A 24,578-nucleotide genomic window follows, 5' to 3' on the forward strand; every position below is an offset into this window, starting at 1 on the left:
ATTAAAATGTGGCATTTAATCCAAAGGTTATTGCTTTAGACTGAGGATATGTACCATAATCAAATCCAGGGGTTCGGTTTCCAGGTCTGGCAGAAGCCTCGGGGTCCAATCCTGAGTAATTAGTAAATGTTAACAGGTTTTGTGCTGAAATATTTGCTTTCAGCTTGCTTATTTTTAACGTTTTTAATAATCTGTCTTCAAAAGTATAGCTTAACTGTAGTGTTTTTAGTCTTAGATAAGAACCGTCTTCTACTACTCTTGACGAGTAGTTAGCGGCAGCCATACCTCCGGCTCTGAATAAAGTATTGCTTGGATTGGTTGGTGTCCAGCGATCTGCGTAGGATGCATATTGATTTAGGCTTGGATTAAGAACAATCCCTCCTTCAAATACATACCTGTTTGCATTGATGATATTGTTACCGTAAGACCATTGCATGAACACACCCAGATCCCAATTTTTATAAGTGAAATTATTGCTAAAACCACCTGTGTGGATAGGAAGTCCGCGACCGATAATGGTGTAATCATCTGCATTAACTGTCATGTCACCATTAAGGTCTTTGTATTTAATGTCTCCGGGTTGTATGGATGCTCTTGTTGCTCCGTTTGTTGTAATATTTGGTTTTAGCAAGTAAGATCCATCGGGCATTTTGTCGAAATCACCATACTGATAGACCCCATCAAAAATAAGCCCGTACATCTCTCCCACAGAACGACCTTTTACTGATATATAAGGTGATAAACTTGTATAGGTTGTGTTAAAAAAAGTTCCCGATCCGGCTAATAAGATATTTTGTCCTTCGTTCAGGTCAATAATTTTGTTCTTATTGAAGCTGATATTGAAGTTACTTGTCCAACGGAAGTTTTTTGTTTGTATGTTGGTGGTATTTACGGTGAATTCTAAACCTCTGTTTTCCAGGTTTCCTATATTTTTAAAGCCTGTGCTGCTTTGGATTCCGTTTGCATAAGGCAATTCTGCATTTAATAACAGGTCTTTTGTAATTCTTTTATAAGCATCGATAGTTAAAGAGATCCTGTTTTTTACAAAGCTCAGATCCAAACCAATATTTCCTTGTTCATTGGTTTCCCATTTAAGGTCTTTGTTACCTGCAGCAGTAACTACTGCCCCTGTTGCTCCTGGTTGTCCGTTCATAGAATACCAGTAATTAACATTGCTGAGATCCAATAGAGGAAGGTATGCGAAGTCTCCAACGCGGTTATTTCCTGAAGCCCCATATCCAACTCTTAATTTGGCATCGTATATAAAGTTTACATTTTTCATGAACTTCTCACGACTGAAGCGCCATCCCGCAGAAGCGGAAGGAAAATAGCCCCATCTGTTGCCTGCTGCAAATTTGGAAGAACCATCTGCTCTAAAAGAAGCAGTTAATAAATATTTCCCCTGATAGCTGTAATTCATACGGCTAAGGACAGAAGCCAATGTCCAGGAAGAAGCTCTAAACACGATTTTTGTGTTTTGTGTAGGAGACAAGTCTATGGCTTCTATGCCTAAACTTTCGTCAGAAATCTGACTGGCATAAGTATAACGAAAAGTACTTGTGTTTTTTTGAGCAGAAAACCCACCTAAAAGAGTTAAATGATGGTTTTTGTTAAAAGTAGTTTTATAGGTGATTGTATTGTCGCTTAACCAGCTGAATGTAGGAGCTATAGCATAGGTAGCGTTAGGTCCTTGTGCATTAGGGACTTTAGTTTGTCCTGCCTGGGTATAAGAATTGTTGAAAATATTAGTCTCAGTACTTCTGTTTGTAAAACCTCCTCCTACGCGAAGTTTTAATTTGTCTGTAAATGAATACTCTGCGTAAGCATTGGTAACCATAGAAGTATTTTTATACTTTGTTAGTTGGTTTGACAAACTTATATAAGGGTTTACCCTGTAATCTTGGGCAGTGGTTCCTGTGATCTCGTTAACCGGATCGTAAAAGTCTTCCAGTAAGTTGTTGTTATCATCCTTTCCGCTGAGAGAGGTAACTGGTCGGTATCCCCATACGGAATACATTAGTACAGATGACGCATAAAAGTTAGTAGCAGAGATAGGAGTACCATAATTCTCGGTATAAGAATAATTGATGTTTATTCCTGCTTTAAGCTTTTTATTCACTTTTTGATCTAAAGCTAATCTGGATTGGTAACGCTTAAATCCGCTGAATTTAACGATTCCGGTTTGATCGTTGATATTAGCAGATAGTGAATAAGTGGTTTCTGCATTTCCGCCTCTTAAAGCAATATCATGGTTTTGGTTTTGGCCATTATGGAATACATGATCCTGCATATCTATGCTTTCTGCATTTCTATAATCTTCTACTGTATAGGTGTTTTTTAGATAGACAGAATCTGCGAAAATAGAGTTAAGCTCCTTTACATAACTCACAAACTGGTATCCGTTCATTACGGGTATTTTGTTAGGAGATTTTGTCATCCCATAATACCCATTGTAAGTAATTTGTGGTTTTCCCTGTTTTCCCTTTTTAGTTGTTATTAATACAACACCGTTAGAACCTCTGGCACCATAGATAGCTGTTGCCGAAGCGTCTTTCAGAATATCTATACTTTCTATATCTGAAGGACTTATGCTGTTAGCATCTGCATCTTCGGAAGGAAAGCCATCAATCACAAAAAGAGGAGAGTTGTCCTGTGATATAGAACCCGCACCGCGAATTACAATATTTGCGGTTGAGCCAGGTTGACCGCTATCTGTAGATACCTGAACGCCTGCAACACGCCCAGCCAATGCCTGATCGAAAGATTTAACGGGGGCCTGTTCCATTTCTTTCATATTTACAGAGCCCACAGCGCCGGTCAAATCCTCACGTTTAGAGGTTCCGTATCCTATTACCACAATCTCACTCAAGGAAGTTTGCTGATCTTTCATGGTAACATTAATTACCGTAAGGGCTCCTATAGTGATTTCTTCGTTGGCAAAGCCTAAATAAGAAAACTGAAGAACAGATTTAGGTGAAGCATTAATGGCGTATTTACCGTTAACATCTGTTACAGCAGAAGCAGTACTCCCTTTTACCCTTATATTTACCCCGGGCATAGTTACGCCGCTTTGGTCGCGTACGGTACCGGATATTTTTACGGTTTGTGCCTGTACTGTCTGTACAATAATTGTGAGTAGTATCATGCATACAAAGACAATACTGTTTTTGGACTGAATAATTGGAGGCAACTTTAATAGATGCTGCCATATGCCGCTTTCTCTCATAATGGAAACAGGTTAGTTTAAAGATTTATAATGTTTTTTTGTGTGTGTTTATCGCCAATATTTATATTTGGCTAAACCAAAACTATGTTGAAAATAATAGAAGGAGGGGGGAGAAAATGAAAAAAATAGACCTATTTTTTAAAATACAGCATTTTTTTGTTGAAAAAGGGCAGTTATCCAAAAGAGATAGAAGGTTTTTTAAAAGCAAAGGTCTTTTTTGCGTTTTGTTGTTTCTCTTGTTTCATGATTTTATAAAAGCTCAGAAACCCGATAATAGTTTTGAACATTTTAACGTTGAACAGGGGCTTTCTCAGGCTTCGGTGCTTTCTGTGACGCAAGATAATAGGGGGTTTATGTGGATTGGGACACGGTATGGTTTGAACAGATATGATGGTTATCGTTTTAAGAACTTTTATGCCGATGGTAAAAAAGGAGATTTATCAGGTAACGAAATCATGGCCTTACTTTCAGATAATAAACATAACCTGTGGATAGGTACAACGGCCGGACTTAATTTGTACCGACCCAATACAAATGATTTCGATGAATTTAAAGCAGATCCTTTCAACCCAAAGTCATTAAGCAGTAGTGCGGTATCTTGCTTGTTTCAGGATTCGAGAGGAAGTGTGTGGATAGGTACCTATAATGGTTTGAACAGGTTGATAGATTTTAAAACCAAAAGTTTTGAAAAGATAGATATCTCTGAAGGAGAAAATGGGTTTAAGAGTATTCGATGTATTTATGAAACCAAAGATAAAACGCTTTGGGTAGGTACTACAAGCGGCCTCGTGACTATTGCTTTTAATGGAAGGCAATATGAGAAAAACAGTATAAAAAAATATATAGTTTCGGGGACAGAGGGCAGTATTAGTAATAATACGGTTACTTCAATTATAGAAGATAGAAAAAAACGAATCTGGGTAGGAACTCAATCGGGTTTAAATCTATTTGACCCATCAACAGGGAAGTTTACTGTATTTAAGAAAACGGAGGAACCCAATTCTATTATCAGCAATAATATCCGAAAAATGCTGATGGACGATATGGGGTATATCTGGATTGGGACTTTAGAAGGCCTCAGCGTTATGGATCCTGATCAGCTTAAATTTTATAATCTGAATCAAAATATGGAAACCAGGAATGGGTTAAGTCAGAATTCCATTCATAGCATGTATAAAGACAGAAGTGGTTCCACTTGGGTAGGAACTTATTTTGGAGGAGTTAACGTTCATCATCCGTCAACTACCTTTTTTAAGAATTTTCAGCATAAGGAAAACGAGCCCAGTTTAAGTGATAATGTAGTAAGTTCGATTCTGGAGGATGATAAACATAATCTCTGGATTGCCACAGAAGGCGGAGGGCTAAATTATTACGATAGAAAATCAAAATCTTTTATTTGTTATAAACACGATCCCTATCGTGAAACAAGTATTGGTTCCAATTTGATCAAGATTTTACTTCCTGAAGGAGAAGATGTTTTATGGATTGGTACTCATGGAGGAGGAATAAACCGGTTTGATAGGCGAACAGGTATATTTAAACGTCTACTTTCCAGTGTACAGGAGCAGGAAATGATTGGTTTGCAAGTAACTTCATTAATTCATTTTGATAATAAAAGGCTATTGATAGGAACCCAAAGAGGACTTTTTATTTCTGACGAATCGAAAAGTAATTTCTATAACTTTGATATTAAAATCCCTGAAGAGGCTGCTTCTATACAGATTAAGGCTTTGTATAAAGCTAATAATGGAGATATTTGGGTGGGGACTAATGAAAATGCCTATTTATTAAAAGCAAACTCTCGAACGCTTATACCTATAAGCACTTTAACTAAAATGTCTGATTTGAGGGTTCGGGCTAACTTTATTACCAGTGACAGCCATCATAATATCTGGATAGGCACCTATTATAAAGGATTGGTAAAGTATGATACCAAACATCAAAAAATAACAAACTACACCAAGGAGCAAGGACTTCCTCATGATAACGTTGTAGGTTTGATTGAAGACCAGACGGGGATTCTATGGATTAGTACAAGTAACGGACTCTCGTCCTTTAGTTCAAAGACGCAGCACTTCAAAAATTACAATACATCTGATGGTCTTTTGAACAATACATTCAATGTTAATGCAGTTACCCGTACGTATTCAGGAGACCTTTTTTTTGGAGGCTATAATGGATTTACAAGAGTCATCCCTCATAATATAAAAGAAAACACTTATAGGGCCCCCGTATATTTTACTGGTTTGGAAATATCTAATAAACCAGTTCCCATTTTAGACTCAACAGGAATTCTTGAGCAAGATCTTAGTTTGTTACCCGATATAGAGTTGAGTTATAAACAGAATACATTTAAGGTAGATTTTGCCTTGCTCAATTTCATAAAATCCAATAAAAATAGTTATATATATAAACTTGATGGTTTTGAACAGGTATGGCATCAAAGTAATATCCCACAAGCAAGCTATATTAATGTTCCACCTGGAAAGTATACTTTATTGGTAAAAGGGTATAACAACGATGGATATACAGAAAATGTACCTAAAGAGCTTAAAATAGTTATTACCCCACCGTTTTATCAAAGTGGATGGGCTTATTTACTCTATTCAATATTATTTATAGCAGTGCTTTACCTGTTCTTTAGATATTTACTAATTAATGCTCTGTTTAGAAAAGAACAGGAAACAAACCAGCTAAAGCTAAATTTCTTTACAAACATATCACACGAGATTCGAACACCACTTACGCTTATTACTGGTCCGTTAGATCAACTTTTGCAGAAAGACTACAAAGATTCCTACCTGGAAAAACAACTGAGAACCATTAAGCTGAATACTGATCGTTTGATGGAATTGGTAACAGAGCTCCTTGATTTCAGAAAGATAGAGGAAGGTAAAATGAAGCTGGAATTAACTAAAACTAATCTGTCCGATTTTTGCCAAGAAGTATTTCTTGTGTTTAAACCTTTAGCCGAGTCTCGGGCAATTTATTATCATTTTGATTCTGATTGTCAGGAGCTGGAAATAGCATTTGACCGGTCCAAAATGGAAAAGGTGCTGTTCAATATTCTTTCAAATGCGTTTAAGTTTACAGAAGATAACGGGCAAATTGCCTTTAGAGTCGTAAATTTAGATAAGGAGGTCGCAATATATATAGCAGATAATGGAAAGGGAATAGCAGAAGAAGATCATCAGAAAATTTTTGAGAATTTTTATCAGTCAGATAACACGCGTAACCATAGTTCTGGAATAGGCCTTGCTTTTTCAAAAAGTATTGTTTTGCTGCATGGGGGGAAAATAGGCGTTAAGAAAAATGGATATGAAAATATGGATACCTGTTTTGAAATTATTATTCCTAAAAATCTTGTGGGGGGGAATGATCTCCAAAACCAGGGAATTAAGTCGGAAGCTTTTTTAACCCAACATATACTCGCTGGGATACAAAAAGAGACTTTGCCGGAAAAAGAATTGGTTGAAGGGAATCTGGAAACTATACTTATTGTAGAAGATAATGAGGAAATCAGACAATTGATAGTGTCTGTTTTAGCGGGAAAGTATAATGTATTACAAGCAGGAGATGGAAAAATTGGTTGGGAACTGGCAAAGAAAGAACTTCCAGATCTAATAATAAGCGATGTAATGATGCCAGAAATGGATGGCTTAGAGTTGTGCTCTTTGGTTAAGTCGGAAGAATCTACAAGCCATATTCCTGTGATTTTGCTGACTGCCAGAGCGGCGTCTATCCATCAAATAGATGGACTGGAGACAGGTGCAGACGCTTATGTTACCAAACCTTTTGATATTAAGGTTTTGGAATTAACGATGAGGAATATTCTTACCTCAAAAGAGAAATTAAGACGAAAATACAGTAAAGACGTTTTTATAGAAACCCATCAGCTGACAGCGAATAACAGAGACAGGCTGTTTTTAGAAAAAGTTATTGCGTTTGTTGATAAATACCTTTCAAGCTCTGAATTAAGTGTGCCCATGTTAACCTCAGAAATAGGCATGAGTCAACCCGTCCTGAACAAAAAATTAAAATCCCTGACAGGAATGGGGGCCAATGATTATATTAAATCTATTAGATTAAAACGGGCAGCCCAATTGTTAAAAGAAACAAAGATGCCTGTTTCTGAAATAGCTTATGCTACTGGATTTAATGAAAGGAAATACTTTAGTCAGGAGTTTAAGAAGCAATTTGGCGTTTCGCCAACAGACTACTCTTCTTCTGAGGAAAATTAGAAAGGCTCCCAAGGTGTTAAGTTGAGTCCGGGAACCTTCTTTGTTTTTTTAGGGTGTTATTCTCCAGGAGATTATCTCAGAAATTACCGTTTGAAAAAAGCATGTTTGTTGCTTTTGGAATCTGATAGTAGAATCAATGAGGTAGCTTTTAATGTAGGGTTCAATTCAGCATCGTATTTTACCAAAGCTTTCTACAAATGTTATGGTATGTCTCCAAAAGAATTTATCAATCATCACGTAAAAAATGTAAAGAAGAATGCTTGACGCAAGAACGGATATTCTTCTTTTTTTTATATAAATTCGGAACAAACTATTTTTCAAGGAAATGAAGAAATACTTGCTACTGGCGCTTTTATTAATACAATTAAATGTTTTTGCACAAGAAAACCCCGAAATAGAATTTGTAAGAAATACAAAAGGATTATTGTCTTTCAGGCTTTCTTTGGTTAATGCAGGAACAGTGAACATAGACTGGGGAGATGGTAAGCTACAGCCATATAAAGTTAACGAAGCCTCAAAAATAGCAGATGCCACCAATATCAGTGAAACGGTAAAAAGAAATGTGCGAATCAAAATCTATGGAAGTGGGATAAGGTTATTCTCCTGTAATGACCAGTTTATCACAGAAATTGATGTGCAAAATGCAAATAGTCTCACAACTTTCGAATGCACAAAAAATTATATTAAGTTAGTCGATCTCTCAAACAATAAATCTTTGAGAACAATTAATGTGAGTGCCAACAGATTAAAAAACTTAAATGTTAATCAGAACAAAAAATTGGTTTCTTTAAATTGTGCCTATAACTATTTATCGGATATAGATATATCTAAAAATACAGCACTGCAATATCTGAATGTGTCAGACAATAACATGAAAGATATTGATTTGAGCCAACATAAAGCTTTAAGAAATCTATCCATTAGTGGGAATAAAATAAAAAAACTAAATGTCAAGCCTTTTACTGAGTTGAAAACTTTGGATATAACATATTGTAAGTTTTCTGCATGTGATCTTAATCGTATATTCGATAATTTGCCAGCAAGGCCTTTGGAAGAAAAGGCAGATAGAAAAAATCTGCTTATTACACAAAATAAAGGTGTGGTTGGAAGCAATCCCAATATTGCTAAAAACAAAGGCTGGAGTTTAGACGTGGAGGGGAAAGGTTCTGTAGCTTGTCCTTAGTTTTTTGAACGGAGCAGTATATAAATCTATAAAAGGCTATTATATACTGCTTTAGCCAGATCTTGATTATCCGTGTCGCCTGCATAATCCCAATACATACCACCAAGAAGGCCCATTTTTTTGATAAGGTCGCATTTAAGCTTTATTGATTCTTTGTCTTCATAAGTACAAACAAACTTATTGTCAGTATCTACCAGATAAGGTGCTTTTGATGTATTGTCCCATTTCCTTTTATAGTCTTTTAAGTTAACTATGTTGCGATAATCTATAAAATCTCCCACTTCTTTTGTTCCTCTGCCATAAAAAGGAATACCCATAACTAATTTATGATAGGGGATGCCAGCATTAAAATGTTTGATTATTGACTCTTCAACAGAGAGATTTTGGGTGAAATTTGATTTATATAGGCCTGCATGATGAAAAGGAGGAGAGGCCATATCGTAAGTCATAATATTTACAAAATTTATAAAAGGATTGATGGATTTGAGATTTATATACTTAGGCTCGGCAGCTGTTGCTAAAGTGAGGAGCTTCTTTTTTCCTATGGCATTTCTAATATCTTTCATTAGGAGTGTAAAATTCCCGGTGTCGTCCAGAGAGCTTGATATCCCGGCTTCTTTAGAAGTCGGATATTCCCAATCAATGTCAATACCATCTAATCCAAATTCTTTTACTTTTGATGCACAGTCACGGGCAAAGCTTAATCTGAGGGTGGGATTTGCAGCCATTTCACTAAAATTACCGCTTCCCCATCCACCAATTGAAAGAAGAACTTTAAGTTTAGGATTTATCTTTTTCAACGAAACAATTTCTTTAAGCCGGGTTTCATTATCTATTCTTACGCTATTGAAGTTTTTACTAACATGTCCAAAAGCATAATTGATATGGGGCATTAAAAAAGGATCTGGTTTCACGTTGCTCCACGAGGTTACGTAGGCAATAATTTTCCTTTCACCTGCGTTAACCTTAATAATAAAGCTTAAGAGGATTAATAATAAAGTGTTTAATGTTTTTTTTCTCATAAATCCAATGTCGTTGAAAGAGTCTTACATTGTTAAACAGCGTGATTGTTAGTTAAATATAAAAATAATTAATGTTGTATTACGTTAGAGAGGGATGAATTTGATATTCTGTTTTTGAAAGATAATACATCATTTTGTTACAATTAATACGAGGTGGTTGTTTAAACCAATTTGTTTTAGAAAGGTCTTATCCTAAAACAAACTTAAATTGAAAGGTTATGAAGAGGTTATTTTTTATGTCTGTTTTAATAGCAAGTGTTTTTACGTTTAAAACCGCAGACGCACAGGTTAAACTAAATGTTAACGTCAATATTGGGACTCAACCTTTGTGGGGACCAGTCGGATATAGGTATGTTGAGTACTACTATTTGCCCGACATTAACGCTTATTATCATGTCAACAGTAAAAAATATACATATTATAATGGTAAAAAATGGTTAACAGTTGGAAATCTTCCAAAAAAATATCGTCATTATAATTTATACAATGGATACAAAGTTGTGGTGAATAAGGAAAGACCTTGGGTTAATCATAATTATTATGCAAGCCACTACGATAAATACAAAGGTTATAAAGGTCAACCGAACCTTAAAGATTATCGGAGGGATGAAAGAGAGAAGCATTCAGATCATAAAAAGTACAAGGGGAGTAGTAATCATCGGCATTATTCCTTGAGTGGTAGATAGGGAAAGGGCCTTTCGGCCCTTTTTTTGATGCTTATGTTTATAACTCTAATTTTTATCCTAAATAATATTCCCGATTTTTGAGGATTCAAGGATTGTAGAATAAGCATGAAAGTAGTTATAGCCGAGAAACCATCAGTAGGAAGAGAATTAGCAAAAGTTTTTGGAGCAACCACCAGAAAAGACGGCTATATTGAAGGCAAAGGATATACTTTTACATGGGCTTTTGGGCACCTTTTGCAGCTGGCTCCCCCTCAGGAATACGGGTTTTACGGCTGGCGGAAAGAGAATTTACCTATGCTGCCGCAGAAGTTTAAACTCTCTATCCGAAAAATAAAGACCAAAGATGGGTTGGTAGAAGACCCCGCAGTAAAAAAACAATTAGATACCATAAAACGCTTGTTTGATGAATGTGATGAAATTATAGTAGCAACGGATGCCGGGCGAGAAGGAGAGTTGATTTTTAGATATATCTATTATTATCTAAAATGTAAAAAGCCATTTCGCAGGCTCTGGATTTCATCGCAAACAGATGAGGCTATAAAAGATGGTTTCAGAAACCTGAAGCCAGGCACAGAATACGATACCTTGTTTAACTCGGCACATGCCCGGTCACAGTCAGATTGGCTGGTTGGTATGAACGCTACACAAGCACTAAGTATCTCTGCAGGCAATAAAGCTGTTCTTTCTTTAGGAAGAGTGCAAACGCCCACATTGGCAATGATTTGTGCCCGCTATCTGGAGATTAAAAACTTCGTTCCCAAAATTTATTATCAGGTAGCTATTCAACTAAGTAAAGGAGAGCAGTTTTTTAAAGCCATATCAACAAAAAACTTCGATACCAAAGAAGAAGCCGAAGCTGTTTTAGCTAAAGTTTTAGATGTTGAATCTGGAAACCCCACAGGCGGACACATCAAAAATGTAGAAGGAAAGGCGAAAAAAGAACCGCCCCCGTTATTACATGATTTAAGCTCTTTACAACAGGAAGCCAATAAAAAGAAAGGCTATACAGCAGACCAGACTTTAGGTATTTTGCAGAATTTGTACGAAAGTAAGCTAGTGACTTATCCAAGAACTGGTAGCAGATATATTGGAGATGATATCTTTGCTACTGTCCCCGACTTAATAGCCAAATACAAAAGCCATAATTTTTTCGGTAAATCGGCAGAGTTTTTATTGGAGAACAAGCTGAATAAGCGCAGTGTAAATGCAAAAAAAGTAACAGATCACCACGCTGTTCTGCCAACGGGAATAGATCCGGGATACCTGCCTGAAGATAAACAAGCCATTTATGATATGGTTGTGGGACGAATGCTGGAAGCCTTCCACCAGGATTGTATAAAAGAAACAACGAAAATTTCCATAGAATCAGGTAGCGATTTTGTGGCCAACGGAACAGTTATAAAAACAGCAGGCTGGCGCTCAGTTTTCAATGATCCGGATGATGAGAAAAAAGATGCCTCCGAAAATGCGACCCTGCCAAAAGTAGATAAGGGCGAAAACTTGCCCGTAACCAAAAAGGCAGTAGTAGAAAAACAAACCAAGCCAAAGCCCCAATATACCGAAGCAACTTTGTTGAAAGCACTGGAAACCTGCGGAAAGGAAATAGAAGATGAAGAGTTGCGCTACGCGATGAAAGATAGCGGATTGGGAACTCCGGCTACGAGAGCGTCTATTATAGAAACCTTAATTACCAGAGAATACATCACCAGAGAAAAGAAAAACCTGATTCCCAGCTCTAAAGGTTTAGCCATTTATGATGTGGTGAAAGAAAAGAAAATTGCACAGGCAGAGCTAACCGGGCAATGGGAAAAAAGGTTGGAGGAAATCAGAGGAGGGGCATCAGTCCTTGATTTTAAGAACGAGATTATAGATTATACCAGAAATATTACTCAGGAGCTATTGGTAGCAGGAGCAGGGCTAGAAAAAATGCTGGTTACAGGATAAGACAAAAATGCAGCAAGAATTTATTGCGTTAAGAAAAATTCATAGTTTAGCGTACAAATAGACCAATAGCCGAAATGTGCCTCAATAGTTTCTTTATTTCCGTTTTTCTCTCCTTTTGCATTGCAGCAAATGCTCAAGACACCACTTTGGTTGAATTAGATTCCTTTATAAAGCAGAAAGATAAATTCGATCAGGAAAAAAGAAAACGTATAGACAAGCTTGAAAATAACCTGCAACAACTAAAGGAAGGCGATCTCGAAAAAAAATACACTACCTACCTGGCCCTTTACGAAGAATATAAAACATTCGATTTCAATAAAGCTTTTGAATTTTCCAATAAACTGGAAGAAGTAGCAGCTCTTCAGAAAGACTCTGTGAAAATAGCCTATTCAAAAATGAAGAAAGGTTTTATATTATTGTCTTCTGGAATGTTCAAAGAAACCTTTGATGCTTTAAAATCTGTGAATGCAAATTCTCTGACAGACAGCATGCGGGCAGAATACTATTTCCTAACAGCCAGAAGTTATTATGACTTGGCAGATTATGATAAAGACCAGTATTTCTCTCCGCGATATGTGGAAAAAGCAGGGTTATATATAGATTCAGCGGGTTATTTATGCAACGAGAATTTTTATAGGTATCGGTATTTCCAGGGGCTCAAGAACCTCAAATTGGGAAATATTACTCTGGCGTCCGATATTTTAAACAAGTTGCTTTCCGAAGAAGATTTATCTTATAGCGACTATGCCGTTATAGCATCCACGTTAAGTGATATCTATATCCAGCAGAACAATACTCAAAGAGCTATTTATTTATTAGCAAAAGCTGCTACTGCAGACATAAAAGCTTCTACAAAAGAAGCCGCGGCTATGGTTAACCTTGCGCAAATCCTGTATCAGAAAAACGACGTTAAAAATGCCTATACCTTTATTAACGCAGCCATGGATGACGCTAATTTTTATGGTGCCAGGCAAAGAAAAGTGCAGGTAAGCGCATTGTTAAAAGTAATCTCAGGAGTAAAAGTCAATTCAGTAGAAGAACAGCGCAGAGTATTAACCCGGTTTGTTTTAGCCCTTGCGGTACTTTCGCTTACTATTATTGCATTTGCTATCATTATATACAGACAATTAATTAAACTGCGCAAAGCAGATAGAGTGATCACAAAAGCAAACGAATCTTTAAAGCAGACCATCGTAAAGCTTAATGAAGCCGATAAGATTAAAGAAGAATATATAGGCTATTACTTTAATATCAATTCCGAATACCTGGATAAACTGGCCTTGCTAAAGAAAAGCATTGCCAGCAAGCTGGAAAAAAAGAATTACGATGATATCAAGATTGCTATAGACAAAATAAACCTGCATAAAGAGCGTGAAAACCTTTACCTGAGGTTTGACAAAACCTTTTTGCAACTATTCCCAAACTTTGTAGACGAAGTAAACAAGCTTTTTAAGGAAGAAGATCAGTTTATTCTCTCTTCAAATCAGGAGTTAAATACAGAATTGAGGATTTTTGCCCTTACCAGAATGGGAATTACGGATAACGATAAAATAGCCCATATTCTGGACTATTCTGTAAATACAATTTATGCTTATAAAAATCGTGTAAAGAACAAATCTATTGTCCCTAACGACAAATTTGATGACTATTTGATGAAAATCAGAGGCGTTTAACTCCATATTTAGTTAATATTTTTAAAGCGCCTTGTTTTGCATAATTTGTTGTTTTTCAGTGATTTAATTGTTTGTTTGCTTTAATATTTTCTATATTTCACTAAAAAATATTGCTTTCCCTTTTAATACAAGCTTTCTTTGTCATGTCTCGGAATAAACCGGGTTTAAACCAATTTTTTAATTAACCTAAAATCATGAAAACAATTAGAGCATTGCTTCTTTTGTGTCTGGTTTCTTTATTCTTTTTACAATTTGGATGTAAAAAGCCAGATGATGGTTCTTATGTAGATCCTATAACACTTTACGAAAAAGTAAAAGGCGAGTGGAAATTAAACGATATCTCTCAGGTAGACGAAACAGCAAAGGTTGCCGGAATATCTCCAGATGAAATTAGTCTCTTTAGCCAGTTTGGATTCGAGAACTTAACATTGTCTTTGCAGGTAGATGAGAAAAACAGTCCCACTGTTTATTCTGTAAGTGGGGATGCGCCAGAATTATTCCCTAATTCAGGTTACTGGGATTTAAGCACTTCTTTTCCTGCCGCAAACGGGACTGCTCCGGTTATCAATCTGTATTCAGATCAGGCGAAGACCGATTTACAGGCTCAGCTGAGTGTAGTGTCTGTTCCCGGAGCAAAAACAGAAATGGAGCTAAAACTAACGCGTAAGTCGGGAGGAGTGGCCTTCGTTTCATACAGCTATAAATTGACCAATGTTCAATAGAAAACCAAAAGAACCATGAAGAAATTTTTATACATCATGTTAGGATGTCTGCTTTTCTCGGCAGGCACTCTAAAGGCGGCAACAACAATTACAGATCCAGATAAAGTGTGGACAGTTCCCGCCGTATACGCAATGGACGAAGAAGTTACCTGGTATTTTGATTTTGCAAGTGCCAGTCAGGTAGGTGATGGTGAGGCATTATACATGTGGATCTGGGCACCCACAAATCCAACAGGCGCTCCCGTTCCGTTGCAATATAAAGGAGATAGAATATGGGCTATAACCATGACTCCGACTACCTTCTTTAATATGACCATTCAGCAGTTATTTGATAATAAAGAACCTTTTTATTTTCTGATAAGAGATTTAGATGCCACAAAACTGACCGGAACGCTATCCATTCCAAAAACCGATTTCATTAAGAATTTTACCGAAAGCGGAAAGGTTATGGATTTTGCCCCATCAGATTTTCAGATAGGAGGAACATTAAGTATTCTTTTCAACTCTAATCTGGTAGAAGGTTTTAATCCGGTGTCTTCAACCGTACATATGCATGGCGGTTTAAACGATTGGGACAAAGTGAAGGGATTTGATGCCTGGCTGCCCGAAATAAGAACAAAAACAGCCTTTAAACATTTAGGCAACGGTATTTATAAAAAAGATTTAGTACCACAAACTTATTTCGGTGTAAGCGAAGATTACGACATGCAGAATATTGTCTTTGTTGTGGCCAAATATAACGGAAATGATGCTTCGCCAGATTGGGCAGGAGCTTCACCGGATTTCAAGATCCTGGCTCCCGGTGTTCCGGAACCGCCACCGGCAAAACTCTATTTTTTCCCATTAAAAGTTAGTCTTAGCGACATATGGACCATTACAAGAGAAAATAACAATCGTGGTCAGAGATTAGATTATACCATTACCGGAGGGGCAAAAACGCTCTCTGGCGAAATGGAAGGAACCATGGCCAGACAAAGGGTATTTATCAATCTGGCCAAAGAGTTTAAAGGGATGCAAATAGATAAACTGCATGTATTGATAAAAGATCAGAACGGGACAACAATACACGATGGCGATATCTCATTAGCAAACATAGACAAGCCTGCTAAATAATTATCAATTATGAATCTCAAGAATTTATCTAAATATATTCTGATACTTATCACGCTGATAGGAGCTATTGGCGAAGGATATGCACAAAGTTCAATTACCGTTACAGGAACGGTAACCGACAAAGAAAAGTTGCCTTTAATTGGTGTTGGTATTGGCGGAAAGTCGGGCAGAGGTACTCAAACCAATGTAGAAGGTAAGTTTACGCTTACAGCCACAGAAGGCGAACTGCTTACATTTTCGTATATCGGTTACAATACCATTCAATTGCCGGCAAAGGCAATAATGAATGTCGTATTAGAAGAAAATGCGGTAATGCTGGAAGCCGTTCAGGTAGTAGATGTAGGTTACGGAACCATGCGTAAGTCTGACCTTACAGGAGCAATCTCCTCTGTTTCAGCAAAAGATTTACGACAGGGAGTAATTACATCTGCAGAACAGTTATTGCAGGGAAAAGTTGCCGGTTTAACCGTAGTTCAGCCTAGTGGCGATCCAACTCAGGGATCTTCGCTAAGACTTCGTGGAGGAACCTCGCTTTCGGCAAGCAACAGCCCGTTAATTGTAGTAGACGGAATCCCGGGAGTAGACATGAATACGGTTCAACCCAATGAAATCCTTTCTATAGATGTGCTGAAAGACGCATCAGCTGCGGCTATTTACGGATCCAGAGGAGCAAACGGAGTAATAATCGTAACGACCAATAGAGAAAATGCAGGAAAATCTATGAATTACAACGGCTATGTTGCTGTTGGTAACGTCGCAAAGAATTTAGACCTGTTATCTGCAAACCAGTGGAGAGCTTATGTGAGGGAAAATAATATTTCGGGAGCAATAGATTATGGTGCTGACACCAACTGGCAGGAAGAATTGCAAAGAACAGCTGTTTCAAACTCACACAACATCTCTTTTACCAACGGAGGAAAAGAAGGAGGTTATAGAGCGTCTATCAGCTACCTGAATTCAGAAGGGGTTATCAAGACAAGTGCATTGAACCGTTTATCCGGAAATCTATCTGCTCACCAAAAAGCCTTGAATAATCGTTTAAAACTGGAAGCCAGTGTTTTTGCAAACCGGGATAATTACAATCCGGTAGACATTGGAATTTATGAAAGAGCTTATAATCTGAATCCGACACTTCCGGTTATGCAAAACGGAGCTTACACACAAATAGGCGGAACAAACAGCAACAATCCTGTAGAAGTATTGATGAACAGACAGGATGACCAAACCAGAAAAAGATTATTGGGCTTTGCAAAAGCAGAAATCGATATTATAGAAGGGTTAAAAGGAGTAGTGAATACTTCCTACGAATACAATTCGCAACAGGGACGATTTTTCTGGCCATCTTATTCCTTTAATGGACAAACAGATAAAGGCTACGCAAGAAGAAGCACCGGAGATTATACCAACTCTCAGGTAGAAGCGTATTTAACCTATGATAAGGTATTCGATAACATCCATCGTTTCAACGTTACCGGAGGTTATTCTTACCTGATTAACACTTACGAAGGTTATGGTGCAGAAAGAAGAGGTTTCGACTCTGATTTGTTCGGATACAATAATCTGGCTGCGGGAAGCGATTTCCGTATGGGAGATGTCTATTCTTACAAAGGAGAAGCTAAGCTGATCTCTTTCTTCGGAAGAGTGAACTATGTTTTGAAAGACAAGTACATGCTAACTGGTACATTGAGAAGGGACGGATCTTCGCGTTTTGGAGATAACCATAAATGGGGCTTATTTCCAGCGGTTTCTGCAGCATGGAGAATTTCTGAAGAATCGTTTCTGGCAAATAGCAAAGATTGGTTAAACAATCTGAAGCTGAGAATAGGTTATGGTATTACAGGTAATCAGGATGGCATAGGCGAATATAAATCCTTATCATTAATGGGAACCGGAGGCGGTGCATATTACGACCAGGCTACAGACTCATGGAAGCAATCTTACAGTATTACGCAAAACCCAAATCCTAATCTGAAATGGGAATCAACAGCGCAAACCAATGTTGGTGTAGATTTAAGCATCTTCAATAGATTTAACCTTACTGTTGATGCTTATATCAAAAAGACATCCGATTTACTATATACTTATGATGTTCCACAACCACCATATTTATATGATAAAATGCTGGCCAATGTGGGTGATTTGACCAATAAAGGAATCGAGTTCACACTGGGAGCCAGTATCATGAAAACCAGCGATTTCACATGGAACGCCAATTTAGTATTAGCACATAACAAGCAGAAAATAGATAAGCTTTCCAATGATATCTATCAGACAGACGCCATATCTTCAGGAAATCTGCATGGGCTAACCGGGATGACAGGTGTGTACACACAAATTATTAAAGAAGGCTATCCGGTAGGAACGTTCTGGGGACCTAAGTTTTTGGGGTTTGATGAAAACGGGAAATTCCTGTTCGAAAAAGATGAAACAGGAGCAGTAATCAATCAATACTTAGGTAATGTACAACCTAAATTAACCACCGGATTTGCCATGTATTTTGCTTATAAAGATTTCGATCTGAATGTTGCAGCCAATGGCATGTTTGGACAAAAGATATTAAATGCGCAGGCGCTGAATATCAGCTATCCGGGGCGTTTACCGGGATATAACGTGTTAGATTCCTGGCTGGATAAGGGATATATTACCGAAGGACCCATATTTTCTGATTACTGGATAGAAAAAGGCAATTTCCTGAGATTGCAAAGCCTGACTTTAGGATATAATCTGCCGGTTAAAAATGCGTGGTTCCACAGAATCAGATTGTATGCCACCGGAGAAAACCTGTTTGTAATTACCAATTATACAGGTATAGATCCGGAAGTGAATATATCGGGATTAAAGAGCCCTGGTATAGACAAATCTGTGGGAGAAGCAAAAGACGGAGATAATTACTACTATCCGCGTTCCAGAACTTTCTCCTTCGGTTTAAATCTATCGTTTTAATACATTAAATGGGACTAAACATGAAATCAACATTAATTATAACTCTTGCGCTTAGTGCTTTATTGCTAAGCTCCTGTACAGATTTATCAGAAACACTTTATGACAGGGTAGGATCTGCCGATTATGGGAAAACACCGGCCGAAATAGAAACCATTGTAGGAAAAGCTTATTCTTCATTACGTGGCGGTACTTCTGATGGCGTAAATTTCTACCCGACCGGAGAATTCGTATTCTTTGTTTCTTCGGTATCTTCAGACGAATGCGTAATACCTACTCGTGTTGGAGGCGACTGGTACGATGATGGTGTCTATCTGGAACTGCAAAAACATACATGGACACCTAATAACTCTAAGATATGGGCGCCGTGGAAGTATTGCTATGGAGGAATAGCAACAACAAATGCGATCCTTTACCAGGTACAGCAGTCCGGATTAAGTGAAGAAGCCAGCAAACCCTTAAAAGCAGAGCTTAAAGCTTTAAGAGCATATTATTATTATAAACTGCTAGATATGTACGGAAATGTGCCTATAGACACGTCTTATGTAGTCAATCAGGCACCGGGGACTTCTCCCAGAGCAGATGTTTATAAATTTGTCGAAAATGAACTTTTGCAGAACATTGCCTATTTGCCCCAGAAAGCGTACGGGCGGTTTACGCAGGATGCGGCCAATTTACTCTTGGCAAGGTTGTACCTGAATTCAGAAGTTTATATTGGGCAAGCCCGTTGGCAAGATTGTCTGGATGTCTGTAGCAGAATATCCGGGCAGTTATCTACAGACTATTTTGCAAGCTTTAAACAGAATAATCAGACTTCGCCAGAAATTATTTTTGCCATTCCGTACGATAGCAAAATGGGAACAATAGGAAACTATCTGGCATCTATGACCTATCATTATGAACAAAAATGGGCACTCTCCGCATCGGGAAATTACCAATGGTGCGGTAACGGAATTGCCGCACAGCCAGGTTTATATTCAGCATTTGAAGAAAACGATATCAGAAGAAAATCATTGCTGATAGGTCCTCAAATAGATTTAAGAACCGGATCAACCATTATTATGCCGGCTTCCGGAAATCCGTTAATCTATACAGAAGAAATAGCAAATGTCAACGAAGCACTTCAGAATGAAGGAGCAAGGCTTGCGAAATATGAAGATAAGGCTGGTGATGCCTGGGAGCGCGATTATGATATGGTACTGATGCGATATGCCGAAGTTTTGATGATGCAGGCAGAGTGTAATGTACGATTAAATAATGCGGCTGGGGCACGCCCATTTGTAGAACAGATTCGTACCAGAGCAGGACTATCAACACCAGAGACGATTGATTTAGCTTTTATTGATAGCGAGCTCAGAAGAGAATTCGTCTTTGAAGACCATCGCCGTACAGACAATATCCGTTTCGGGACATTCTTTGGAGCATGGTGGGAAAAACCGGCTGACGCGGCAGATAAGCATACCGGAATATTCCCTATTCCTCAACAAGAAATCAATAAGAATGGTAAGCTCACGCAAAATCCGGGATATCCGAGGTAATTTTTAAATTAAATTATTCGCCATGAAACTAAAAGGGATTGTGATATTATTGTGTGCGCTCTTCTCCTCCTGCAAAAAGTCGGGAGGAGATTCAAATCCGCCAGATAAGAGTAAAGAGATAACTGTTTACGAGCCACAGCGGGTCAATAAAACTGTCGATAAAAAGGTATACGTACATTTAATGCCCTGGTTTGAAGATAAAACAACGAATGATCAGGCAGGGAAATGGGGACAGCATTGGACTATGGCCAATAAAAATCCAGATATAACAGATGGTAACGGAATCCGCCAGATTGCAGCACATTATTATCCGTTAACAGGGCCTTATGCTTCCGGAGATCCTGATATCATAGAATATCAATTGCTCCTCATGAAATTGTCGGGAATAGACGGTGTGGTAATTGATTGGCCAGGAATTACGAAATTGTATGATTATCCATTACTGGTTAGGAATACAGAAAAGTTTATAGAACTTATTGGTAAAGTGGGGCTAAATTTTGCCATTGTTTACGAAGATCAGAATATCAATATAGCATTCGATAATAAAGTGATAACAAATAAAATAGGTGCTGCCCAGGGCGATATGACATATATGGAAACAAAGTATTTCAAAAACTCCAATTATATCAAAATAGACGGAAAGCCTTTGTTGCTGGTTTTTGGTCCGCAGACATTCCAGTCAGAATCCGAATGGACACAGGTTTTTGCGCCTTTGAATACCAAACCCGCTTTCTTTACCCTATGGAACGAGTCTAACGAAGCCGGAAAGAATGCTTCGGGAGAATTTGCCTGGGTGTATAAGAACCATCTGGACGATTTAAACGGATTTTATAGCAAGACGTACAGCGGAATAAAAATATCATCAGCTTACCCAGGGTTTCATGCTTTTTATCAGGAGGGAGGATGGGGAACCAATCCATTTAAGATAGATGTTAGCTTACAGACATTTTCCCAAACGCTTGATCTGGCTTTACAGAGTAATGCACCTTATATGCAATTGGTTACCTGGAACGATTATGGGGAAGGAACGATGATTGAGCCTACACAACAGTTTCAATATGGTTTTCTGACAATTCTGCAGAATAAACTGGGCGTTCAGAATATTAAAGAAGAAGACCTTAAAGCCGTTTCATTATTGTACGAACTAAGAAAAAAATATAAAGCAAACACCGAGAAGAAAAAGAACTTAGATCAGGCTTTTTACTACTTCGTTTCATTAAAACTCTCCGAAGCCAGGTCTTTGCTGGAAACAACAAAATAATAGAGAACCTAACATTAGTTTATACAGTTATGTCGATAAGAAAAATATTGGCAGGGATATTCCTATACTTATATCCCGGCATTATATGCGCTCAGAAATTGGAGGTAAAATCTCCAAACCAGAAAATAATACTTGCCGTAGAAAATAAATCCGAAGGTTTATTTTATGAAGTTTCATTCGGAAATAAAGTAGTAATTAAGTCATCAAAGCTGGGCTTTGTACTGAAAGATCTTGCTGCTTTTGATAAGAATTTCGAGCTGATTTCGTCCGAAAGAAAAAGCACCAATGAAATCTGGGAACCAGTCTGGGGAGAGCAAAAAGTAATTCGCGATCATCATGAAGAACTAACCCTTAGGCTTAAGCAAAAAAATCAGGAAGAAAGAATGCTCAATGTGATATTCAGAGTCTTTGATGATGGCGTTGCATTTAGATACCAGTTCCCACAGCAGCCCAACCTGAAATACTTCATTGTAGAAGAAGAGCTTTCCGAGTTTTCCATGACCGGAGATCATAAAACATTCTGGATCCCGGCAGATTATGATGCTAACGAATTTAGGTATAATACCACTTTATTAAGCGAAATAGATGCTTTAAAAGCCAAAGCCGCTACCAGTGAGATGTTTGCCCTGGCCGGAAGCGATAAAACAGGAGTACAAACCCCGCTGATGCTAAAATCTAAAGACGGATTGTATATTAATATCCACGAGGCGGCCTTGCTGGATTATTCCGCACTGCAATTGCATGTCAATCAGCAAAATTTTAAGCTGCAAGCCAGACTTATTCCCGATGCGTTCAATAACAAAGCTTATCTGCATGCACCATGTGTAACACCCTGGCGTACAATTATCATCAGCGATAAAGCAACAGATATACTGGCATCTAAAATGATCCTGAATTTGAACGAACCTTCAAAAATAGCCGATCCTTCCTGGATAAAACCAATGAAATTCGTAGGCGTTTGGTGGGAATATCAGACCGGAAAAAGTACCTGGAGCTATGCAAAAAGTGCTGATGACAAAGATGGGAAAGGAAACCTGATACCAAGTGGAAAACACGGAGCAAATAATCAGAATGTAAAGAAATACATCGATTTTGCTGCCGCAAATGGAATAGGGGGCGTTTTGGTAGAAGGATGGAATGTAGGCTGGGAAGACTGGTTTGGTAACTGGAAAGAAGATGTTTTCGATTTTGTTACGCCTTATCCTGATTTTAACGTAAAAGAGCTCACAGATTATGCGAAAACCAGAGGCGTAAGTTTAATAATGCATCACGAAACCTCAGGCTCTGCAACTAACTATGAAAGACAATTGGATACTGCTTATACCTTTATGAACCGTTTTGGATATCCGGCAGTAAAGACCGGCTACGTAGGAAAAATTATTCCTCGTGGCGAATATCACGACGGACAGTGGATGGTAAAGCACTATGAACGGGTATTGCAGAAAGCAGCAAAACATAAAATTACAATAGATTCTCATGAGTCTGTAAGGCCAACAGGTGTGCATAGGACTTATCCAAACTGGATGGCCATTGAAGCTGGAAGAGGCAACGAATACAATGCTTTTAGTATAGGTAATTTACCTGAACACGAAACCATTTTGCCGTTTACACGATTGATGGGAGGACCGATGGATTATACACCCGGAATTTTCAAGCTGAAGGGATTTGCAGAAAACGATCCGCAAAGACAGGTTCATACGACCCTGGCTAAACAACTGGCTTTATATGTTACTATTTATAGCCCACTGCAAATGGTTGCCGATGAAGTGGATAACTACGCTTTATACCCCGATGCATTTAATTTTATTAAAGATGTTGCGGTAGATTGGGACGATACCAAAATTGTAGAAGCAGAACCCGGCGATTATGTAACTATTGCCCGTAAAGCAAAAGGAACAGAAAATTGGTTTATTGGTGCCATTACCGATGAGCATGCAAGAATTGCTCAGATTCCATTAAATTTTATGGATAAAGGCAAAGATTATATTGCAACCATCTACAGAGACGCAGACAATGCAGATTGGAAAAATAATCCCGAAGCGTATAAGATAGAACGCTTTAAAGTGGACACAAAAACAATCTTCAAACTAAAACTCGCACAGGGAGGCGGAGCAGCGATAAGCATCGTACCGTTAGAAAAAGGAAAAGATAACCAGATTAAGAAATATAAATAAAACGTAAATCCTAATTCAATAAAAACGATGTTGAAATAAGATAACAATGTAATTCTGATGTTTTTGAAACAGGTAACTGTCTGAATACGTATCCTTTATAAGGAATATTTTGCTGAAAATAAGCGTTTCTGACATGTTCTGCAGGGCATGTCAGAAGTTATATTTAAAAGTTAGAGATGCGCTAACCTCTCTAACAGCATGAGAGAATATTAACAAAGAAATAGGTTAAGAGCCCGTTTAAAAATTAACGAATGAAAAAATACAGTAGCGATAGAGACTGCTTCGTACCTCGCAGTGACACCACTATTTTTGTCATCGAGGAGGAACAGCCTGTCCCGAACTTGATTCGGGAACGAAGCAATCTCAACAGCTATAATAATTATCGAATGAAATTTAAACAGGCTCTAAGAAAACACCTGCTAAATTCAATATTATGAAAACAATAAAATTATTCATCTTACCCGTTTTACTGCTAATTACGCTGACAGGCTGTAAAAAAGATAAAACACCCGGCATTGTAGGTAAATGGAAACTGGAAAAGGTTAAATTAAGCTATTATCCCTCTGATTATGATTTTCCGACAGAATTTAATTATTCTGAAAACAATATCATTTACCAGTTCAGAGCAAATGGAATTTTGAAGGTTACGAGTGATGTTATGGAATATATGGGTAAGAAACCCGGGGAGTATTCTTATCATACAAATTATACCAAAACTGATGTTATTGTAATTTCTGGTGATAATACGACTATTCCCCCCGGGGAATACAATGTGTCAGGAAATAATCTGGTTATTAGTTATTCAACATCTGATGGGCCTATTTATTATTTTATAAGAATTTGAATAAAAAACAT

At 37.8% G+C, this 24,578-nt stretch carries 15 protein-coding genes; 13 read left to right on the forward strand and 2 right to left on the reverse strand.

Annotated elements, in window-relative coordinates:
* Window position 1: 1 nt before the first annotated feature.
* Window positions 2-3,145, reverse strand: a complete 3,144-nt coding sequence (locus ACFSAH_RS15070) for a SusC/RagA family TonB-linked outer membrane protein (protein ID WP_379663565.1) — start codon at window positions 3,143-3,145, stop codon at window positions 2-4.
* A gap of 197 nt (window positions 3,146-3,342) precedes the next feature.
* Between ACFSAH_RS15070 and ACFSAH_RS15075 the strand changes: the two genes are divergently transcribed.
* The 3 genes from ACFSAH_RS15075 to ACFSAH_RS15085 all read left to right on the forward strand — a co-directional run bounded on the left by ACFSAH_RS15075 (window position 3,343) and on the right by ACFSAH_RS15085 (window position 8,650).
* Window positions 3,343-7,467 carry a hybrid sensor histidine kinase/response regulator transcription factor gene (locus tag ACFSAH_RS15075; RefSeq protein ID WP_379663566.1) on the forward strand — a complete coding sequence of 1,375 codons (4,125 nt, stop codon included), beginning with the start codon at window positions 3,343-3,345 and terminating at the stop codon, window positions 7,465-7,467.
* A gap of 21 nt (window positions 7,468-7,488) precedes the next feature.
* Complete coding sequence (locus tag ACFSAH_RS15080) at window positions 7,489-7,731, forward strand: helix-turn-helix domain-containing protein (RefSeq protein WP_379663567.1); 243 nt, start codon at window positions 7,489-7,491, stop codon at window positions 7,729-7,731.
* Window positions 7,732-7,792: 61 nt separating this feature from the next.
* Entirely contained in the window at window positions 7,793-8,650 is an 858-nt protein-coding gene (locus tag ACFSAH_RS15085; protein ID WP_379663568.1) for a leucine-rich repeat domain-containing protein, read from the forward strand.
* Between the two features lie 26 nt (window positions 8,651-8,676).
* Here ACFSAH_RS15085 and ACFSAH_RS15090 read toward each other — a convergent pair whose 3' ends face one another.
* Window positions 8,677-9,672, reverse strand: a complete 996-nt coding sequence (locus ACFSAH_RS15090; protein WP_379663569.1) for a glycoside hydrolase family 18 protein — start codon at window positions 9,670-9,672, stop codon at window positions 8,677-8,679.
* 218 nt (window positions 9,673-9,890) lie between these two features.
* Between ACFSAH_RS15090 and ACFSAH_RS15095 the strand changes: the two genes are divergently transcribed.
* The 10 genes from ACFSAH_RS15095 (at window position 9,891) to ACFSAH_RS15140 (ending at window position 24,567) form a co-directional block, all read left to right on the forward strand.
* Window positions 9,891-10,358: a hypothetical protein gene (locus ACFSAH_RS15095; protein ID WP_379663570.1), complete on the forward strand. Its 468-nt coding sequence runs from the start codon at window positions 9,891-9,893 to the stop codon at window positions 10,356-10,358.
* A gap of 105 nt (window positions 10,359-10,463) precedes the next feature.
* Window positions 10,464-12,302, forward strand: coding sequence for a DNA topoisomerase 3 (locus tag ACFSAH_RS15100; protein WP_379663571.1), 1,839 nt, complete (start codon window positions 10,464-10,466; stop codon window positions 12,300-12,302).
* Between the two features lie 74 nt (window positions 12,303-12,376).
* Entirely contained in the window at window positions 12,377-13,975 is a 1,599-nt protein-coding gene (locus tag ACFSAH_RS15105) for a DUF6377 domain-containing protein (RefSeq protein WP_379663572.1), read from the forward strand.
* Between the two features lie 194 nt (window positions 13,976-14,169).
* Window positions 14,170-14,697, forward strand: coding sequence for a DUF5004 domain-containing protein (locus ACFSAH_RS15110; RefSeq protein ID WP_379663573.1), 528 nt, complete (start codon window positions 14,170-14,172; stop codon window positions 14,695-14,697).
* 15 nt (window positions 14,698-14,712) lie between these two features.
* Entirely contained in the window at window positions 14,713-15,810 is a 1,098-nt protein-coding gene (locus tag ACFSAH_RS15115) for a hypothetical protein (RefSeq protein WP_379663574.1), read from the forward strand.
* A gap of 9 nt (window positions 15,811-15,819) precedes the next feature.
* Window positions 15,820-18,753, forward strand: a complete 2,934-nt coding sequence (locus tag ACFSAH_RS15120) for a SusC/RagA family TonB-linked outer membrane protein (protein WP_379663575.1) — start codon at window positions 15,820-15,822, stop codon at window positions 18,751-18,753.
* Between the two features lie 20 nt (window positions 18,754-18,773).
* Complete coding sequence (locus tag ACFSAH_RS15125) at window positions 18,774-20,288, forward strand: RagB/SusD family nutrient uptake outer membrane protein (protein ID WP_379663576.1); 1,515 nt, start codon at window positions 18,774-18,776, stop codon at window positions 20,286-20,288.
* A gap of 22 nt (window positions 20,289-20,310) precedes the next feature.
* A complete protein-coding gene (locus tag ACFSAH_RS15130; RefSeq protein WP_379663577.1) occupies window positions 20,311-21,549 on the forward strand; it encodes a glycoside hydrolase family 99 protein in 1,239 nt (412 codons plus the stop codon).
* A 29-nt stretch (window positions 21,550-21,578) separates the two neighbouring features.
* Window positions 21,579-23,723 carry a glycoside hydrolase family 97 protein gene (locus ACFSAH_RS15135; RefSeq protein WP_379663578.1) on the forward strand — a complete coding sequence of 715 codons (2,145 nt, stop codon included), beginning with the start codon at window positions 21,579-21,581 and terminating at the stop codon, window positions 23,721-23,723.
* A 433-nt stretch (window positions 23,724-24,156) separates the two neighbouring features.
* Window positions 24,157-24,567, forward strand: coding sequence for a hypothetical protein (locus ACFSAH_RS15140; RefSeq protein WP_379663579.1), 411 nt, complete (start codon window positions 24,157-24,159; stop codon window positions 24,565-24,567).
* Window positions 24,568-24,578: the final 11 nt, after the last annotated feature.

This window comes from Pseudopedobacter beijingensis (assembly GCF_042678145.1).
Lineage (GTDB): Bacteria > Bacteroidota > Bacteroidia > Sphingobacteriales > Sphingobacteriaceae > Pseudopedobacter > Pseudopedobacter beijingensis.

What these genes read in the sequence shown, in the direction of transcription:
- ACFSAH_RS15070 (WP_379663565.1), bottom strand. Translation starts at nt 3,145, where the DNA reads ATGATACTACTCACAATTATTGTACAGACAGTACAGGCACAAACCGTA.
- ACFSAH_RS15075 (WP_379663566.1), top strand. Translation starts at nt 3,343, where the DNA reads ATGAAAAAAATAGACCTATTTTTTAAAATACAGCATTTTTTTGTTGAA.
- ACFSAH_RS15085 (WP_379663568.1), top strand. Translation starts at nt 7,793, where the DNA reads ATGAAGAAATACTTGCTACTGGCGCTTTTATTAATACAATTAAATGTT.
- ACFSAH_RS15090 (WP_379663569.1), bottom strand. Translation starts at nt 9,672, where the DNA reads ATGAGAAAAAAAACATTAAACACTTTATTATTAATCCTCTTAAGCTTT.
- ACFSAH_RS15095 (WP_379663570.1), top strand. Translation starts at nt 9,891, where the DNA reads ATGAAGAGGTTATTTTTTATGTCTGTTTTAATAGCAAGTGTTTTTACG.
- ACFSAH_RS15100 (WP_379663571.1), top strand. Translation starts at nt 10,464, where the DNA reads ATGAAAGTAGTTATAGCCGAGAAACCATCAGTAGGAAGAGAATTAGCA.
- ACFSAH_RS15105 (WP_379663572.1), top strand. Translation starts at nt 12,377, where the DNA reads ATGTGCCTCAATAGTTTCTTTATTTCCGTTTTTCTCTCCTTTTGCATT.
- ACFSAH_RS15110 (WP_379663573.1), top strand. Translation starts at nt 14,170, where the DNA reads ATGAAAACAATTAGAGCATTGCTTCTTTTGTGTCTGGTTTCTTTATTC.
- ACFSAH_RS15115 (WP_379663574.1), top strand. Translation starts at nt 14,713, where the DNA reads ATGAAGAAATTTTTATACATCATGTTAGGATGTCTGCTTTTCTCGGCA.
- ACFSAH_RS15120 (WP_379663575.1), top strand. Translation starts at nt 15,820, where the DNA reads ATGAATCTCAAGAATTTATCTAAATATATTCTGATACTTATCACGCTG.
- ACFSAH_RS15125 (WP_379663576.1), top strand. Translation starts at nt 18,774, where the DNA reads ATGAAATCAACATTAATTATAACTCTTGCGCTTAGTGCTTTATTGCTA.
- ACFSAH_RS15130 (WP_379663577.1), top strand. Translation starts at nt 20,311, where the DNA reads ATGAAACTAAAAGGGATTGTGATATTATTGTGTGCGCTCTTCTCCTCC.
- ACFSAH_RS15135 (WP_379663578.1), top strand. Translation starts at nt 21,579, where the DNA reads ATGTCGATAAGAAAAATATTGGCAGGGATATTCCTATACTTATATCCC.
- ACFSAH_RS15140 (WP_379663579.1), top strand. Translation starts at nt 24,157, where the DNA reads ATGAAAACAATAAAATTATTCATCTTACCCGTTTTACTGCTAATTACG.